Here is an 18,758-nt window from a genome sequence, read left to right on the forward strand (position 1 = left end):
GCTTTCCGCCTCAGACGGGCGAACAGGTCCGGCCGTGCTGATTAGATTTTCAGTTGACCGACGCGAAAAACACGCAAAACCCGCCCTGCCCGGATACTTCTGTCCGGGAGGGCGGGTTTCTTCATTTTATTTCTGCGGGCTGGCGTACAGCGTTTTTTTCCTGCCCACCAGAACGCCGAACACAGCCATGGCGCTTCCCACCGCCAGATAGAACAGCACCGCTGCAGACCACGTTTCCGTCAGATCGTACAAAACGCCAGACAGCGCCGGGCCCACGGCCGCCAGCAGATATCCCACGCTCTGGGCCATGCCGGAAAGCTCCGCCGTCTCCGCCGCGTCGCGCCCCACCACACCGATGGTCGTCAGGATCCACGAGAGCGAGGCTCCGCTGGCCAGCCCTGCCACCGCCATAAAAACGGCGCCCAGCGCGAAACCTGTGCCGGAAGGAGCTACAAACAGCATGCCGGAAAGCCCCACCACAAAAGCAACCGCAATGCCGCTTCCAAGCAGGCTCTGATTCCTGCTGCGTTCGTAGATCACCGCCGTGGCCATGTTGGCCGCGATCCCCGCCGCCTGAAAGATCAGCGCCAGCAGGCTGGCTCCCTCTGGAGAAACGCCTCGCGCCTGAACGATGGTCGGCATCCACGATGAGGTGGAGTAAAAGAGCAGCGACTGCAGCCCCATAAACAGGGTGATACACCATGCGGCTCCAGAGGTCCAGACGCCGGATCTGCCGGCAGACCGGTCCCCGGTCCCGCCGGTCCTGCCGTCTTCATTCGGAGCTTTGGGCCCGTGCCCTCCCCCCTTTCCGGCTGTCCCACTGTTTCCGGCGCCGGCTGCGGCCGGCTCCCCTTTCTTCATCTGGATCAGCCACATCAGCAGCGCCGCCAGGGCCGGGACAGTCCAGATGCCCAGAGCCCCCCGCCATCCCCAGCCCAGACGCAAAGACATGGGAAGACTGGCTCCCGCTCCCACGGCGGCAAAAGTCCCCATGGCCGCCGTGTAGATACTGGTCATGGACCCTACCTTATCCGGAAACCACTTTCTGATCATGCTGGGGATCATAACGTTGCCCACGGCAATGCCCAGTCCCATGAGGACCGTGCCGCCGAACAACCCCGCCGCCCCATCCGAGCAGCGGATGGCAAGCCCCGCCAGAATGGCCGTCAGCGCGATCAATATGGTCTTCGGAATGCCGAGGCGTTTTCCCATATTTCCCACAAAGGGAGAAAAAAATCCGAAGGCCAGCGGCGGCAGAGTGGTGATCAGCCCCATGAGGCTGCTGGAAGCGCCCAGTTCTTCGCTGATCGCGCTCACCTGGGGTCCCACCACCGTGATCGGACCTCTCAGAGTAAAGCTGATAAAAACGATGCACGCAAGAAGAAAACCGCCCGAGGCGGCTTTTCCGATCACTTTTTTTTCGCCGTCCCCCCCTGCGCCGGACAGACGGCCGTCTCTTTCTTTGCCCATTTACATTTCCTCTTTTCTCCTGTTCCCTATATTCTAATGTAGATCGGCCATTCTGTCCATGCCGGATTTTTCCCTGTGCGATTTTGCGCGCCGTCTAACGCATCCTTTCCACGCTCTCCGTCAGCCGTTCCCATTCGGAAACCATGCGCGCCGTGTACTCCAGACCGGCGGGCGTAATGTGATAATACTTTCTCTGGGGGCCGCCGGAGGGTACGTCCTTCATATAATTTTCCGTATACGCCTCGCTTTTCAGCCGGCGCAGGATGGTGTAGATCGAACCGTCGTACACCTCCGGGAACGCGTCCTGAATGATCTTCATGATCTCATAGCCATACATGTCTTTCTTTCTGAGCTGAAGAAGAATACACATTTCCAGAACGCCTTTCTTCAACTGTGCGTCCATATCCCCCTCCTACCCTCTTCTCTCATCGAAGACCACGGTCGTATCCGCCACCAGATCCTGAACGGTCTTATTAAAATCCGAGCTGCATCCCCATATAAAGGAAAACAGATTGAGGAGCCCCGAAGTCATGCCGCTGGCGATGCCCTTGATCAGAAACTCTCTCATGACAGCCTCCATAAACGTTATTTTTTGCCCGCTGAGACGCACGACCCTGATCTTAAACAGCCATTTGCCCGGAGTATAGCCGTTGGTAGCCCAGACGAAAACAGCGGTCAGCAGGTTCATGCACCCCACCGCAGCCACCAGCAGCAGAGTCATAAGCTGAAAATAGACAGTCAGCCTGCCGCCCCAATAGCCGTAACGTCCGTCGGACAGCAGCATGGGAATGCCCAGAATGACCAGACCGACGAATATCAATAGTGCGATCTGGATCACCCCGTCTGTCAGATAGGCCGCAAGACGGGTCCCCATGGGAGCCATGCGTCCGGCGAAGGGTCCATATCTGGCATCTGCCGCCGGCTCTTTCCGAAATGCATCCCTGGCCTGATCAGCCGCGGCGCGGGCCTCCGCTTCCGCCGCTCTGGCCGCCCTGGCCTCATTCTCCGCCATGCGGGCCCGCTCTTCCGCCTCCCTGGCCGCCGTCTCCCTCTTTTTCAGCTCGTCCTCCTCCAGGATGGTCCGCGCGATCTTTGCCGGCGACCCAAGCTCGTCGGCCACTTCCTGCTCGCTCTTTCCCTCCGCCGACGCGTTCTCAAACACGTCGCCGTAATCCGAGGTGATCTCCCGGATATCCGCGTCCGGCAGCCTTCCCTCCAGACTGTACCGCAATTCTTTTAAGAATTCCTCTTTTCTCATCCCCTGCATTTCCTTTCTTATATCATTCTCCCTGTTTTTCCACACCTTCCGCCGGCGGGGACGCCGACGCCCGCTCCGCTGCCGCACTGCGGCACTACTTCTGCCGCAGTTCCCCGGTCTTTCTTCTGTTGTGCCGCTCCTTTACCGCCTCGGCGCTCTTACCACCGTGGTCTGGGCGGCCAGATCCTGCACCGTTTTATGGTCCTCCGTCACGCATCCCCACACGAAGGACGCCATATTCAAAAATCCCTTCAGCAGACTGTTGGCGATCCCTTTGATCAGGCATTCGCGAAACAGCGCGTCCAAAAAACGGATCTTCCCGCCGGAGAGCTTTACCACCCGGATCTTCATCAGCCACTTTCCCGGCGTATAGCCGTTGGTCAGCCACAGACAGAGCGTGGAGAACAGCATAACGCCTCCGAACACCAGCATGGACACGGCGTAGATCCCGGAAAAAATCATCGGTACAGAACCGTAGTACATATTCTTCAGATATCCCGGAACCTGCTGGAACATGCCGTGCCTGTGCATCATCCCTTCAAAGGAAGATCCGTGACCGCTCCAGCTATAGTCGCCATAGCCGCTATAGCTGCCGAAAGTCCTCCAGACCAGGGCGAGAAACAGCGTCAGGATCAGGATGGCGGCCAGACCCAGCAGATTGTCGATGAGCCAGGCCCCGAACCTTGCGCCCATCGAGGCCAGATCCCTGCACGCCACATCCGGATCCGCCTGCGCCACTCTGGACTTCACCGACTCCGCGGCTCTGTTTACTTTCTTTTGAAAATCGGTATACTGCCTGTCCCCGGTTCCGCCGGATCCAGTTTCCGCTGTCCCGGCCTGGACTTCTTCTCTTTCCAGGAGCCGCCTGCTCAGCTTCGCAGGCGAACCTATTTCCGCAGAGATCTCGTCCTCTGTCCTTCCTGCGGACAGACCTTCTTCAAAACGGTCCGCGTACTCCCCCGTCAGCGCGGAGACCCGCGCCGCATCCAGGCGCCCCTCAAGCCCATACTGCAGTTCCCGCAAAAACTCGTCTTTTCTCATCTTCCCCTCCCTGCTGCCCCGCACTGCATCTGCCCATGCAGCTATTATTCATTGATTACTATTTACTAAACAATAGTTTGATATCATCATACTAGCACACTACTATTCATTGCGCAATAGTAACGGGACATTTTTCTCAGATTCTCCCCCCTCCGGCCATTTCAAAAGGGAGCGTGCGGATCCCGCACGCTCCCTCTATAGATCGAACCACACCCTGCCGGTCCGGAGACCGGCACTTCAACGACGCCGCGCCGTCAGAGCGTCATGCATCATGCCTTCCAGCGTCTGTCCGGCGGCGCTCCTCACCTTCCTTACAACCCCTGCTGGGCTGTCCGGGCGATGATGTTTTCCTGAACGTCCTTATCCAACTCGATAAAGTAGGCGGAATATCCCGCTACGCGGACCATCAGATTTCTGTGTTTTTCGGGGTGCACCTGCGCGTCCCGCAGAGTCTCTTCGTCCACTACATTCACCTGAACGTGCTCCCCGTACTCATCGAAGTAGGATCTCACCAGAGTTCCCAGGATCTCCAGACCCTTTTCCCCCTTCACGATCACCGGATCGAATTTCTGGTTCAGCAGCGTTCCGATCAGCGGCCGGAACTGATCGATCTTGGAAACGGACCGCAGAGCCGCCGTCGGTCCATTCACGTCTCTGGACATGACCGGCGACGCGTTGTCCGCAAGTGCGTCGAAGGCGAAGCGCCCGTCAGGCGTCGCTCCCACGCTCTTTCCCTGCAGAACGTTGAAGGACTGGGACAGCACTGACAGCACGTATTTCCCGTATCTGGAATCCGGGTACTTTTCTACTTCGTCCACTGCGCTCTCCACGATCTGACGCGCGATCTCATCTACGTAATCGTCGTCGTTTCCGTACTTCGGCGCTCCGTTCAGCAGCATCTGGCGCAGTCTCTCATGTCCCTCAAAATTGACGGACAGCGCCTCCTTCAGCTCGTCGAAACCGATCTTTTTCTCATCGTAGACAAATTTCTTCACCGCCGCCATGGAGTCCGCCGCGTTGGCCAGGGCCGTGATGAAGGAACCGGAGAAGTTGTACTTCGCTCCGCCCTCCTGCAGCGTCTTGCCTTTTTCGATGCAATCGTCTACCAGGCAGGAAGACAACAGCGCAGGCACCATGTTTGCCTGACAGGCGCCTACCACGTTGTACGCGTCGCACATCAGCTTCGTGAAATATTCCATCTGTCTGCGGTAAGCGGCCATGAAGTCGTCAAAGGTTTCAAAGGTTTTCGGATCTCCCGTCTTTATCCCTACCTGCCTGCCGGTCAGCGGATCGATCCCGTCGTTGAGCACGAACTCAACCAGCTTCACCGTGTTGATATAGCCTACTACCGGACGGCCGTCGGTCTTTCCCGTCACGTAGTTTTCCACACAGCCTTCGATGCTCCAGTCTCTGGCTTCCTTGATGGTGGCGCCCTTTGACAGGACCAGCGGAATGATCAGCTTGTCGTTGAACATGGCCGGAGTGGCCAGGCCATCCTGGATCATCGTCAGCGCCTTTTTGAAGAAATTCTTGTCGATATTGTCGTGATAGCGGAAGGAAACGGTGGGCTGCGTGGTCTTCACCTCGCTGGTGGCCTGCAGGATGCAGAAGGAGAACTCGTTTACCGCGTCCTTGCCGTCCGGCGTCACGCCTCCCACCGCGCAGTTCTGCCACATGGGATAGCCGGCGAAGGCCTGCGCGTCGAAGTCGTCTCTCACTTTGATGATCTCCGTGATCTTGATCCACAGGCATTCGATCATCTCAACGCACTGATCGAAAGTGATCCTGCCCTCCTCCAGGTCTTTCTTGTAGAAGGGATACATGGTCTGATCGAACCGACCCAGGCCGATCGAATGGCCGTTGGTCTCGATCTGCATGATCAGGTGCATAAACCAGAAGAACTGCAGGGCCTCATAAGTGCTCTGGGGCGCCTTCTCAGGCACGTTGCCGCAGTTCGCCGCGATCTGCAGAAGCTCTGCTTTCCGCTTTTCATCGCTTTCCTTCTCTGCCATCTCCCGGGCCAGCTTCGCATAGCGGTGTGCAAACGCGATCGCTCCCTCACAGGCGATGATCACGCCCTGCCAGAAATCGATCTGCCGCTGTGTGTCGTGATTTACGTATTCCACAGCAGCGATCTTTTCTTTTGCGCGCTCTATCACGCCCGACAGACCTATGCTCAGGATCCTGGGATAGTTAGGCACCACGTGACCGGTGGAAGTTGTCCGCGATCCCACGGACAGTACGCCCAGCTGTTCCGCCTGCAGCACTTCCGGCGTCAGCTTTTCGTCCACCAGTTCCTTGAAACTGCTGTCCCTCCAGAATTCCAGCGTTTCAGCCAGCTGTTTTTTCTCTTCGTCTCCGATCATAAGAGGGTCCGTGGGGCGGGTGGAGAATGTGTCGATGGTATCCATGATCCAGTTCGCGCCAAACTCCGGAAATACCGGTACGCCGCGGTACTCTTTCGCCTGATTTCCGGCAAAGAGTTCGTCGTCCGCTATGTAGATCGTCATATTTTCCAGCAGGTATTTCAGAAGTTTTGCCCGCCGCAGCATGGGCGTATCACAGGAACACTGCCTGTAAAATTCCGTCATCAGCTGCGCCCGCTCGATACAGATATGCGGTTTTGTCTCGCGCATCCGGTCTCTCAATTTTTCCACACGATTTGTCAGCATTTTTCTACCTCCCATAAATCACTTTGCAGAATCCTAATTTTTTCCCTCGAACCGGCAGGCTTTTCCCGCCGGATGAAGGATTTTGTTCATTAAATCCACATAGCCGTACATGGTCTCATCCGGAGGCGTCTGCAGACCCTTCAGCGGATACTCCCTGCCCAGCATCGCGTACTTATGTTCACCCAGAGCGTGGTAAGCCAGAAGTTCCACTTCCCTGACTCCGGGAACAGACGCCGCCAGCCGGGCGATGCCCTCCAGATTTTCGGTCTCGTCATTGCAGCCGGGGACCACCGGCACTCTGACTGTCATGCTGTGGCCCGAGGCGCTGATCTTTAACAGGTTTTCTATGATCTTTTCATTGCCTTTCCCCGTCAGCTGCCTGTGACGCTGAGAATCGATATGCTTAACATCGAAAAAGATATCGTCGATGTACGCCAGCGCCGGCGCAAAATCGTCATAATCTGCGCAGCCGCAGGTCTCGACAGCCACGCTGATCCCCAGTTCTTTACAGGATCTCGCCGCCTCCAGCAAAAATTCTGGATGCGTCAGAGGTTCGCCTCCTGAAAAGGTGACGCCTCCGCCGGAATTGGTATAATAAGTCCGGTCTCTGGCGATGGCTTCGGTCAGTTCAGCCACTGACCGGGCCTCCCCGACGAAACGCTTGGACCTCGCATAGCACGCCTCTGTACAGACGCCGCAGAGATCGCAGCGGCTCCGGTCGATCATGCCGCGTCCGTCCTCCCGGCGAACGATACATCCCCGGGGACATTCTTCCATACACACATTGCAGCCGATGCACCGCGATTCTGTTTCCGCGATCTCCAGACCGTACTCCTGCGATTCCGGATTGGCGCACCAGAGGCACCGCATGGGGCATCCCTTGAGGAAGACCAGCGTGCGTATGCCCGGGCCGTCGTGAATGGAACATTTCTGAACGTTGAATACCAGAGTTTCCCGTTCGTTATGCTTCCGCAACATCTTTCACCTCGTCTGATTTTCCGGGTTTCTTCGTGTACAGTACGCCGAAACCGGTAATGGCGCAGATCACCGCAAAGATCGGAGTGGCATATCCCATCAGATAGTACGGCGCGTATTCCGCCACGGCCACGCCCAGGGTCAGCGAACAGTAGATGCCGTTGGTGCCCCAGGGGACCAGCGGCGCCATAACGGTGGCTCCATCCTGGATAGTCCTTCCCAGAACTCTGCGGTCGATGCCCTGTCTGTCGAAGTTTCTTCCCATAGCGTTGGCCGGAAGCAGCATGGCCAGATAGGGGTCCGCCGCAAAGAAGCTCAGCGCCATAGCCATGACCAGCGTAGTGGTGATCAGGCCCACGCGGTTTTTCGTGAGGTTGCTGATCTTTCCGATCACTTTGCTCATAACGCCGGTGCGTTCCAGACAGCCAGCCAGCGCCAGCGAAAACAGCATCAGCATTACCGTGGAGGTCATGGAATTCAGACCGCCTCTCGTGAGCAGGCTGTCAATGACGGAGACTCCCGTATCGGACACGTATCCGGTATGCATGAACTTCAGACAGGAAGCGATATCCTGTCCCTGGACGACAAAGGTAAAGGAAGCTCCCAGCAGGGACGCGATGATCATCGTGGGAATGGCAGGCACTTTCATGATGATCATGGACAGCAGCAGGATCAGAGGGATGAGCAGCACCGGCGTCAGATTGAAAGACGCTTCCAGTCCGCTGGTGATCGCCTGGATCTGGGAGGTATCAGCCGTGCCCGAGCCGTATCTGAATCCCAGCACAACAAAGATGACAGCGCTGACCACCAGGGACGGACCCGTAGTGTAGATCATCGCCCGGACGACCTCGTAAAGACCGCCCCTGGACACTGCCGCAGCAAAGTTGCATGTATCGGAGACAGGCGACTGTTTGTCGCCGAAGTAAGCGCCGCAAAGGATCGCTCCGGCGGTCAGTCCTACCGGGATGCCCAGGCCGATGCCCACGCCCATGAAGGCCACGCCGATGGTGCCTACCGTGGTCCAGGAAGAGCCTGTGACGATGGACATGATACAGCAGAGCAGCAGGATGGAGAGCAGAAACCACTGAGGCGAAAAGATCTGCAGTCCGTAGTAGATGACCAGAGGAACGGTGCCGCTGGACATCCACGTGCCCACCGTCACGCCGATCAGGCAGATGATCAGGATCGCTTCAATGGATTCCGAGATGCTCCTGCAGATGCTGTCTCTCATATCATTCCACGGAATATGTAAATAAGAGCTGTAGATCAGCAGAACGGTCACGCTCAGTAAAATAGGCATATGCGGATCGAGTTTAAGCCCGACGACGCCGAACAGCAGCACGGCGATGGCCAGCAGCAGAACAATGATGGACATGCCGAAAGACGATTCTCTCTCCGGCACGATCTCTTTTGGTTTCCCGTTATTTTTAAGTAATGTCATGATTGCACTTTCCTTTCCCCATAAGGTCAGGCACAGCCGGCATTCACCCGTCTGTGCCAGTGTAATGCACATAGATTTTATAATTTTCAAACAATTGCTTTTGGATCATACCATTTTGTTTCTCATAAAATTGTCTCGCTTTTGAATAATCAGACAATTTTTCGCGGACAAACTTCAGATCTACCGTTCTGCATCACCACCGTTCCCTCCATGTCAACTGTAATTATGAACCAAATTAATGCTGATCAGGCAAAATTCGTCCACTACAATTCTGCATTGTGGAATTCGCGATTCCGAATTGTTGCGTTCATTATAGCTCTGTGTTATAAATCTGTCAATCCTATTTTTTCATTCCACAATACGGAACAACAGCGGTCAGAAGATGCTTCGAGGATCCTTTCACAGCCGCTGCCCGGGCATTTTTCAGGGAAAAATATGGCATCTGTTCTTTCTGCCAAATCAATAAATTCCGAATATTTAAATTGCAAAAAAATACATACTGCGGATCGCCGCCCGGCAGTATGTACGTTCAGAAAAAGTATTTTTTTATTATGTGTAAAAAATTGGTTCGTCAGCTGCGCCCCGCTGCCGGCAAACGGCAGATCGGATCACAGAACATCAAAGCAATCTGTCTCCGCGAGATACTTGAGAAATGTCTTGGCGATGACGGATGTGTTTCCCACCGGCAGAGACGCGATCCCGATGGTTCTGTACTGCGGCGGATCCAGCGGTTTTACGGAAAGGGCAAAAGTGGTTTTCCTCAAGATCAATTCCGGCATGATGCCCACCCCGAATCCGTGCGCCACCATCGAGAGCACCGACAGATCGTCATTGAGGGCGTATTTCACTTTGAGCGGACCTTTACAGCCGCAGAGAACAGCCTGAATATCTTTGTCACATCCTTCCATGGGCACGACAAAGGGTTCCTGTATGACTTCCTCCAGCGTCAGCGTCTCCTTCGAGGCCAGAGGATGATCCGGATGCAGCAGCACCAACATGGGATCCTTCTTCAGCGGCCGGAAGACCAGCGGCGCCGCCACCGGGGCGGTCAAAAAACCGCAGTCGATCCTGCCCTGAAGGATCCAGGCGATGATATCGCCGTAATCGCCGGTAAGCAGTTCAAACTCCACCAGCGGATATTTCTCTCTGAACGACAGGATAATGTCCGGCACCCAATGGGCCGACACGCTGGTAAAGGTTCCGACTCTGATCGTTCCGGCGACCACATTGTTGATGCGAAAAATAGTCTGTGCCAGATTCCTCTGCTGGTTGACCAGATTCTGGATCGGCTCCAGTATCCGCCTTCCGTCGTCGGTGAGCGCCACGCCGCTGCTCTTTCGCACGAACAGGGGAAAGCCCGTTTCCTTTTCCAGCGCTGCGATGGCATGGCTGACGCCGGACTGGGTATAGTTCAGCACCTCGGCGGTCTTTGTTATATTTCCCAATTCGACCACTTTTAGAAATATCTCATAACGGTTTATGTTTGCGTTCACTTCCACTCGCCTCCAAGTCAGTACAATTTGTAATACCGGCCATTAACAACATTCTCTTGCCGAATGCCGCGGTTTCACTATAATGGATTATGACAGGAAAAACAAGCAGAAATATCAGTCAACTGTGGAGGAGTGATCGAATTGTCCGACAAAAGGCAGACAGGAAAGCGGACCGCCAGGGCCGCTGGGATCATCGCGCATAAAAACAAAACTGCGGTATGCGTCCCCAGTGGGAGAGCATACCGCAGCTTTGCCGCCGAAGGATCCTTTTGCATTTGACCTGCGGCTCTGCCCGCAGTGCAAGATGATCCTTCGTCATTGTGTTATGTGTTATCAGTTAAAACAGAGAGAGAATTGCAGTGATTGCAAAGTATGCGAAGGCAGGTACGGCGATAAACTTGTAAAGAACATCGACCCAGCTTCCATACTGCAGAGCGGAAGTCGGATTGTACCACTCCGTTCTGATCTTCTTGGCTCCGATGATCCACGCCAGGTAGAAGGCGATCACCGCCGCAGTTACGCAGTAGAATACGTTTCCTACCAGATTATCGGTGAAGGCGAAGAACGCATCGTTCCAAACGCAGGGGATCGCACCCAGACACGAAACGATCGTTACTACCGCGATACCCTTGGCACGGCTCCACTTCAGACCATCCATGAGACAGGTTACCGGGATCTCCATCATGGAAAGCGTGGTGGACAGTCCCGCGAAGAACAGAGCCACCATGAAGAGTACAAACCAGATCATTCCTCCGGAGATCTGCGAGAATACCAGCGGCAGCGACTGGAAGATCAGTCCTTTGCCTGCCGTGGGATCCAGACCGAAGAGCACTACGGCGGGGATCGTGGCAAATCCGCAGAGTACGCAGATCAGCAGCTGTGTAATGTTGACTGTTACAAAGTCCGTGGCAAGGTCGGCTTTATCCGACATGTAGCTTCCGTAGGTCAGCAGATATCCAGGTCCAAGGCCTACTGCGAAGAGCGCCATACCGGCCGCTTCCATCCACAGGTTTACATTGCCCAGTCCTTTCAGATTCGGCGACAGATAGAAGTTCAGACCTTCCGTGATCCCATCCAGCATGAATACTCTCACGCAGATGATGATCAGGAACAGGAACATGATCGGCAGCAGGATCTTGCAGCATTTTTCAACGCCCTTCTGGATGCCTTTCAGGCTGATGACCGCCGTCACGATGATGATCGCCACAACGCACAGATAGATGGCGAGCCGGTTGTCATTCACGCTGGTGTAAAAGGCTTCCGAATTTTCCAGGAACGGCGCGCCTGCAAACGTGTAATAAATGTACATGAGAACGGTTCCCATGATGACCGGATAATAGAACATCAATCCCAGAGGAGTAGCCGCCATCAGGTAACCAAACGCGGTTCCCTTCTTGCCTGCTATTTCTCCCAGCGTGCCGACAGCGCTCTTTTTATATTTCCGTCCCAGAGCGCTCTCCGCCCATCCGGCGGGGATTACAATAATTATACTGATGATAACAAAGGCGAGAACAAAAGCTCCGCCGCCGTACTTGGCCGTGAGCATCGGGAACCGCCACATGGCGCCCACGCCTACGGACATTCCCAGAGTGGAGAGTATGTAGCCGATTCTGGATCCCCAGCCATCGCTTCTTGCAGCATTTGCGTTGTCATTACTCATAGGTAAAAACCTCCATAAATCTTAATGCATCTCGTATTCTAGTATACACCCATCTTAAATTTGGTCTTTTTTCAGCGAATAAGCGATCAGCGCCAGACTACCGCCTCCCAGTCCGCCTAAATACAGGATCAACATGATCCATGCGCCCATTGACATACCATCTACCTCCTTTCCTCTCTTACTCTCTCCCGCAGCCGCGGATCACACGATTCCATACCATTGTCAGATTTTTTGGATTTTCATTGCCAGGTTCAGTATTCACACCCATTTCGATGTCTACAGGTTTAGAATAATCAGACAATTTTCTTTATGATTGCCCTTCCTCATCCTTTTTCCATTTTGTTTGCCCCACAAAACGTTTCTGCAATGTCCTTTCTGACATTCATCCGCCGCCCGTATCAATTCGTTCATTCTACAATGCGGAATCATAAATTCCATTTTTAATTATAGTCCGTTGTTATAAAAGTGTCAATATGGAATTTTAAATTCCGTATATTTGAATAAAATAAATCAAAATCACCCTGTCAACAAAAAATAATTTTCCTGAATCGACAAAAAGCTTTAATATGTGATCGCCCCGCCCAGACATTGATCAGCCGCCCGTCACCCGTTTCCAAGCCGTCAATCAGGCATTTGTCAAGGTCGCCCGGGGGTTCGCGCTCCTGCCGTTTCCTTTCGCCGAGACAGATCGAGTCAGTTCAGGGCAGTACAAAGCAGTTCAGAGCAGATCGCCGCCCCATCTCATCCAATTCCATTTTCGCCGATTTCAAAAGTCAATTTCTTTCCGATTGTTGAAACGCCTTACAGGAATTCCAGGCCGCAGGGGCCCCGCTTCCCCAGATCGTTACGCCCCCCATCGTCTCTGCCGAGGACCGGCGGACCGCCAATTTGACTGCGAATCTGCCTGACTTCAGGCGCCCCGGGCACCAGGGGCCCCGCTTCCCCAGATCGTTATGCCCCCATCGTCTCTGCCGGGACCGGCGGACCACCAATTTGACTGCGAATCTGCCTGACTTCAGGCGCCCCGGGCACCAGGGGCCCCGCTTCCCCAGATGGTTGCGCTCCCCCCATCGTCTCTGCCGGGACCGCCGGACTGCGGATAGGTGAAAACACCAAAAAAAAATGTAAATCCCCGAAATACACTCAAAATTCAGCGATAATCTCGCAATATTTGCCGCCAAATAGGTGAGAATCAATTTTTTGCTAAATTCTCACCTATCCGGTAGCCCTTTTTCGGTGAGATCGGGAAAAAAATCTTCATTTCACCTATCTGCCCTCAGCATCCTCAGCCCTGTAGATACTGACAGTCGTCAAGCGCCGGCAATCCGCCGCGCAACATCCTCCCCGCCGGCCCCACCGGCCCCGACAGCCCCAACGACCCTCAACATTCCCCGCCGCCCTCCGCCGAAGCTGGCCCCCGGGGACCGGCACCCCTGCTGGGGCCTGTAACTTGACAAAGACCTCCCCTCGGGGACCCCGCGCCGCCGGAAACCAACGATCTGCCAAGGACCGCTGAGCCCCGCAGGCTGCCGGCAGACCCGGCGCCCCTGCAGAATAATAAAAAGTTTCCCTGGCAAACACGGTCCGCCCTGCGGACTGGCTTTCACAAGGAAACTTTTAAGGTAGGCTTTTTTGTTATTCCGTCAATATCGCCAACGAAAGGCGATATTTCCTACATAAAAAAGCGCCCCTTCCGGCTGTCTCCTGCCGGAAAGAACGCTTTAAACAGAATGCCGCCACATTTTTGAGCCATCCTGTTCTCTTTTATTGTTGTTATCTTTTCCCCTCATCCGGTCCATGTGCGAAAAGCTGCACCGGGATCCTCTGATCCACCGTCAGGGAGTCCGGCTCCACAATGCAGTCCCAGGCCAGCACATGCACTCCCGCCTCAGCCGCCTGCCGCAGCGCGTCGCCGAAGGCTCGGTGGGTCCTGTCGTTGGGCTCCACCCGCGTTATGGATTTCATCTGCACCACAAAGATAAGATAGGCTTCCATGCCCTGTTCCTTCACTCGACAGAGCTCGCCGATATGCTTCACGCCCCGCTCCGTGGGGGCGTCAGGAAAACGTGCCACCCCGTCTTCCTCCAGCGTCACGCCCTTTACCTCGATGTAAGCCTTTCCGCTGGGGACTTGCCCTTCGACTTGCGATTCCAGATAAAAATCGAACCGCGAACCGCCGAACACGGACTCCGGTTTCAGAAGTCCGATCTCTCCGGGAAAGCCCGGCAGCAGAATCCCTCCGCTTCTCAGTGCTTCCGCTACCACCTTGTTGGGCGCCTGAGAGTCCATATTGATCAAAAGCGTTTTCTCTTTCTTCCCCGGCTTCGCCGGGATCCTTTTCTCCACCGCAATGAGATCATAGCGGGTCTTCCGGCTGCCCATGGCGTCCCCGTGATCCTCCAGATATACGGCGGCGCCGGGCAGGAGCAGTTCCCCGCATCGGCCGGTGTTCTTTACGTGGACTGTTTCCACCGTTCCCTGGATCTCCACCCTGGCCACAAAGCGGTTGGGCCGTTCCAGAAAAACGCCTTGTTTTACTCTGCCATACTTCACTTCAACATCACCGTCCCAGGGAGGCTCCGCCCGCTCCGTCCTTTTTCGTTCTGGAGACCATCCGCGCGGGTTTTCTTTTCACGCGGTAGACCGGATACCGGCCCCGGCCTTTTTTGTCCGGATCAGGGATCTCCCCCCGATCAATGGCTTCCTGCTGCTTTACGGACTGAAAATTGAACGTAGCGTGCAGCAGACACATAAAAACAAAGATGACGCCGAACAACGCTTCAAAGCCCGGGCCATTATGCACATAGAGAGAAAACGTCCAGATCATCCCGAAAATTCCCATGCCCACGGAGATCGCGCCGCTGGTCTTCGACGGTCCTTTTTTTCGTTTGCCCTTGCCACCGCCGCCTTGCCTTGCTCTGGCTCCGGCGCCGTACCTCCCTCTGACTCCGCGCCCGGCCCTTTCTCTAACTCCGCGCCCGGCCCTTGATCCAGCCCCGGCCCCGGCCCCGGCTCCGCCGCCGTACCCTGCGCCGTCCCCGCCGCTTCTTCCCTGCTCGCACATAATATTTATCCCGGTTTGCCTGTCGTCCCTGTTTTTCCTAAGTACCATACCGCTCTCCTCCATTATTAAAGACACGATATTATTCTAGCACAGTTTTCATAAAAAAGCGAGAAAAGCGCGGTCCCTGTCCGGATATGGGCAGGGACCGCGCTGCTATCAGATCGTTTCTTCTCTCAGGCTTTCGATAATATTTTCTTTTTTGATCTTGGCGGAGGCGTATACCATGGTGGAAAAGACCATGAGAAATACGGCCAGCACCGCCACGGCTACGCTCTTCCACGGGATGAGGAAGGGATAATCGAAGCTGTTTGCCAGACTCCTGTAGAGGAGCAGCATCACCAGCAGGGACAGCGGCAATCCGTAGATCAGCGCCTTCAAGCCGTAGAAAATGCTTTCGTATCGGATCATGCGGCCAAAGCCTCCGGGCGTCATGCCGATGGAGCGCAGCATGGCAAATTCCCGTCTGCGCAGCGCCACGCTGGTGGAGATCGTGTTGAAAATGTTCGCCGCGCAGATCAGGGTGATCAGCGTGATGAATCCGTACACGAACACGCCCATGAGGAACATCATCTGTTCTTCGCTTCTGCGCATCTCCGCCACGCTGAACACGTAGATGTCCTGCTGGTCCATGGCCTCCAGCTCCTCTGCCAGCTTCAGCGGCTCGGTGCCGGACAGGTACACTGTGTGGTTAAAGCCGGCGTGCAGCGAGTTCTCCTCCAGTTTGCTGATCAGTTTGTCCTGTACTGCCATGGACACCACGAATACGGCGTCTTTGGGAGCATATTTCGTGGACACGCCCACAGGAAGCTCGTCGGTAAAGCCCGCCATGGTCAATTCATCCACCGCGACCATCTCCGATCCTTCCTCCTGTGTATCGGGACTGCTGTAAAGCGACCATTTTTCCCCGAATTTCGGCTCTATGACTGTTTTGGTCACATATTTTCCCGCCATATCGTCGATGTAGGTGATGGTGTTGACCACCACAGCCGCCATGGCGTCCGGATCCAGAAGCGTCCGCACATCGACGCCCGCGGCTCCGGCGTAGTCCCTCAATGAATCGTCGTCCAGTGCGATGACTCTGCTCTGCAGAAAGTCTGAGGATTCCGGCGTCTCAAAGTAGAGTTCCCTCACCTCCACCGAAGAATCGGCATACGCGGCGTTTCTGATCTCTGCGACGAGAGCTTCCGCATTTTCCGCCCCCTGATAGATGTTCACATGGGTGTCGTACTCGATGTCATCCGTGGTCATCTGATAGGAACGTTTCAGATTGTCCCCGAAGTATGACACAGAGAGAAACAGGACCAGGCTGATGACCAGAGAAAAGACCGTAGCTTTGTACCTCCGCCTGTTGCGCTTCAGATTTTTAAGCGCTACATCGCCCTCGATGCCGAAGATCTTCGCTGTCAGCTTTGAGGTTCGGACCGTTCTGCCCGTGAGCTTTACATCCGTGGTCTGCCGGATGGCGTCGATGGGCGCTACCTTTGCGGCCCGCCTTGCCGGAGCGTACACGGAAATAAAGATGGTCAGCGCCGACAGCAGCACAGCCGCGGCGATAATGCCCGGGCTGACCAGCGCGTGAAGCTCCGTCTGGACTGTGAGCAGCTCCTTCATCGTGGGATTGATGAATCGGAACGTGATCTCGATCCCCGCGATCCCGCTGGCGATGCCGATGGGAATGCTGATCAGACCGATGACAAGTCCTTCAAAAAATACGGAATTCCGTTTCTGCCGCGCTGTAGCTCCCACGCTGGACAACATGCCAAGATGCCGGAACCGTTCTGACACGGAGATAGCAAACGCGTTGTAGATCAGCGAGACGGAGCCGATGATGATGATCCCCATGATGACGATGGAAAGCCCGGTGAGCGTGCTTCTCACCTGGTCATTTCCCACGATCCCCATATAGCGCAGGAGATCATTGTTGAATTCATACTCGGAAACGCCCAGTTCTTTGGCCATTTCCTTGGCGTGCCCGAACAAATTTACATCCGGCGCCTTCAGGATCACATACGCCCTGCATGTAGCTCCGTAATCCGCCGGCTGCCGGGATCCCGATCCTGTCCCGGCCAGGGCCGTTGGATCCAGATAAGACAGACAGGTGTATCCCGGAAAAGACGAGTACTCAAAGGACGGTGTTTCAATGATGCCCACGATCGTATAGGTGCGCATCTCCAGGGGCTTCAGATATTCCTTCTGATCGGCAGTGGTCTTCATATAACTATTGTATTGTCCCAGGGACGCCTGGTAAGGCTCCCCGGTGTCGGGCAATACGCCGATTCCGATCCGTTCCCCCAGATTCAGAGTCAGCGTATCGCCCACCTGCCACGTTCCCTTCTCCCTTTTCAGAAGTCCTTCCGTGACCACCAATTCTCCGCTGTTTTCCGGAAGCCTCCCCTCTCTCAGATGGACGGGCATATTTTCAAAAGCCGTGCTGTTAAACTCCTGAACAAACAGATAGGGCCGGTAAATGCTTTTGGGATCTGCGATCTCCGCCCAGCCTACGTCCCTTTTGACCGACACCGCCTGAGTGTCCGGGTCCTCTCTCAGCGCAGAGAGCTGATCGGCGTCCACGCCCACATACTGCACGTGCCACAGGCCGTTTCTGGCGATGCTGTCCCGGACCATCATGTCCAGAAAAGACAAGGAGATCGTCGCCACCGCAGTGATCATCGCCGTGGAGATGATCACGCCCACGATGGTGACCAGCGTCCTTCGCCGGTTCATGAGCATATGTTTCATAGTCAGTTTGTTAACGATATTCATTGGCGGATCACCTCGTCTTTGGCGATGCTGCCGTCCTCGATGGCGATGATCCGATCGGCCTGCAGCGCGATCTTCTCATCGTGAGTGATGATGATCAGCGTCTGCCGGTAATTCCTGTTGAACATTTTCAGAAGCGAAACGATGTCTTCGCTGTTTTTGCTGTCCAGATTTCCCGTAGGCTCGTCCGCCAGCACGATGGCTGGATTGTTGGCCAGAGCTCTGCCGATGGACACTCTCTGCTGCTGTCCTCCGGAAAGCTGATTGGGCAGGTGACCTAGCCTGTCTCCAAGTCCCAGAATGCGGATCAGCTCGTCGAAATGGCTCCGATCGATCTTCTGCCCGTCCAGGAGCAGCGGCAGATTGATATTTTCTTCCACGTTCAGAACGGGGATCAGATTGTAGAACTGATAGATCAGCCCCATCTGTCTCCTGCGGAAGATCGCCAGATTCGTCTCGTTCAGCGCGTAGATGTCCGTATCATTTACATAGACCCTGCCTGACGTGGGCCGGTCCACTCCCCCCAGCATGTGCAGCAGTGTTGATTTTCCACTTCCCGATGGTCCGATGATAGCCAGAAACTGGCCCTCGGGCACAGTGAAGCTCACATCGTCCAGCGCCCTCACCGCCGTTTCCCCTGAACCGTAGGTTTTGCACAGGTGCTCTACCTTTAAAATCTCCATACAGATACCCCTTTCACAGTTTGCTCTCTCCGATCTCAGGTCCGGAGATACCGGCGCCTGCGGACAGAACCGAGCGTTTCTTTTGTGTTCATCGTCTATGATATGCGGCGCAGATTACGGTTTCGTGACTGGTTTCTTACAGAATTGTCACTGTTCCCATGTTTTTCGTCCTGGACGTCAGCCGGCTGAATACAAAGAGGAACGGCCCGCGCCGTTCCCCGTGCTTGTCCATTTTTATTCC

The 18,758-nt window shown here is 55.2% G+C and carries 13 protein-coding genes; all 13 read right to left on the bottom strand.

The window, feature by feature from the left end; all coding sequences use genetic code 11:
* Window positions 1-126: 126 nt before the first annotated feature.
* The 13 genes from E0E37_RS17910 to E0E37_RS17970 all read right to left on the bottom strand — a co-directional run bounded on the left by E0E37_RS17910 (window position 127) and on the right by E0E37_RS17970 (window position 18,517).
* Window positions 127-1,470: a CynX/NimT family MFS transporter gene (locus E0E37_RS17910; protein ID WP_130864334.1), complete on the bottom strand. Its 1,344-nt coding sequence runs from the start codon at window positions 1,468-1,470 to the stop codon at window positions 127-129.
* 94 nt (window positions 1,471-1,564) lie between these two features.
* Window positions 1,565-1,873, bottom strand: coding sequence for a PadR family transcriptional regulator (locus E0E37_RS17915; protein WP_130864335.1), 309 nt, complete (start codon window positions 1,871-1,873; stop codon window positions 1,565-1,567).
* 9 nt (window positions 1,874-1,882) lie between these two features.
* Window positions 1,883-2,728, bottom strand: coding sequence for an RDD family protein (locus E0E37_RS17920; RefSeq protein WP_165445440.1), 846 nt, complete (start codon window positions 2,726-2,728; stop codon window positions 1,883-1,885).
* Window positions 2,729-2,869: 141 nt separating this feature from the next.
* Window positions 2,870-3,769, bottom strand: coding sequence for an RDD family protein (locus tag E0E37_RS17925; RefSeq protein ID WP_130864337.1), 900 nt, complete (start codon window positions 3,767-3,769; stop codon window positions 2,870-2,872).
* 311 nt (window positions 3,770-4,080) lie between these two features.
* A complete protein-coding gene (locus E0E37_RS17930; RefSeq protein ID WP_165445441.1) occupies window positions 4,081-6,441 on the bottom strand; it encodes a glycyl radical protein in 2,361 nt (786 codons plus the stop codon).
* 33 nt (window positions 6,442-6,474) lie between these two features.
* Window positions 6,475-7,419 (bottom strand): glycyl-radical enzyme activating protein, encoded by a 945-nt coding sequence (locus E0E37_RS17935; protein WP_130864339.1) that lies wholly within the window; start codon window positions 7,417-7,419, stop codon window positions 6,475-6,477.
* A complete protein-coding gene (nhaC, locus tag E0E37_RS17940) occupies window positions 7,403-8,857 on the bottom strand; it encodes a Na+/H+ antiporter NhaC (protein WP_246019778.1) in 1,455 nt (484 codons plus the stop codon). Before nhaC ends, E0E37_RS17935 begins: the two co-directional genes overlap by 17 nt.
* A 608-nt stretch (window positions 8,858-9,465) precedes the next feature.
* Window positions 9,466-10,350, bottom strand: coding sequence for a LysR family transcriptional regulator (locus tag E0E37_RS17945; RefSeq protein ID WP_130864340.1), 885 nt, complete (start codon window positions 10,348-10,350; stop codon window positions 9,466-9,468).
* Between the two features lie 337 nt (window positions 10,351-10,687).
* Window positions 10,688-12,010 (bottom strand): sodium-dependent transporter, encoded by a 1,323-nt coding sequence (locus E0E37_RS17950; RefSeq protein WP_130864341.1) that lies wholly within the window; start codon window positions 12,008-12,010, stop codon window positions 10,688-10,690.
* Window positions 12,011-13,783: 1,773 nt separating this feature from the next.
* Window positions 13,784-14,563, bottom strand: coding sequence for a DNA/RNA nuclease SfsA (gene sfsA, locus E0E37_RS17955; protein ID WP_130864342.1), 780 nt, complete (start codon window positions 14,561-14,563; stop codon window positions 13,784-13,786).
* 7 nt (window positions 14,564-14,570) lie between these two features.
* Complete coding sequence (locus tag E0E37_RS17960; protein WP_130864343.1) at window positions 14,571-15,122, bottom strand: hypothetical protein; 552 nt, start codon at window positions 15,120-15,122, stop codon at window positions 14,571-14,573.
* 108 nt (window positions 15,123-15,230) lie between these two features.
* Window positions 15,231-17,837 (bottom strand): ABC transporter permease, encoded by a 2,607-nt coding sequence (locus E0E37_RS17965; protein ID WP_130864344.1) that lies wholly within the window; start codon window positions 17,835-17,837, stop codon window positions 15,231-15,233.
* A complete protein-coding gene (locus E0E37_RS17970) occupies window positions 17,834-18,517 on the bottom strand; it encodes an ABC transporter ATP-binding protein (RefSeq protein ID WP_130864345.1) in 684 nt (227 codons plus the stop codon). The genes E0E37_RS17965 and E0E37_RS17970 overlap by 4 nt, the downstream gene beginning before the upstream one ends.
* Window positions 18,518-18,758 lie beyond the last annotated feature (241 nt).

It is taken from the genome of Bacilliculturomica massiliensis (genome assembly GCF_900605495.1).
In the GTDB taxonomy this organism is placed as follows: Bacteria; Bacillota; Clostridia; order Peptostreptococcales; family Anaerovoracaceae; genus Bacilliculturomica; species Bacilliculturomica massiliensis.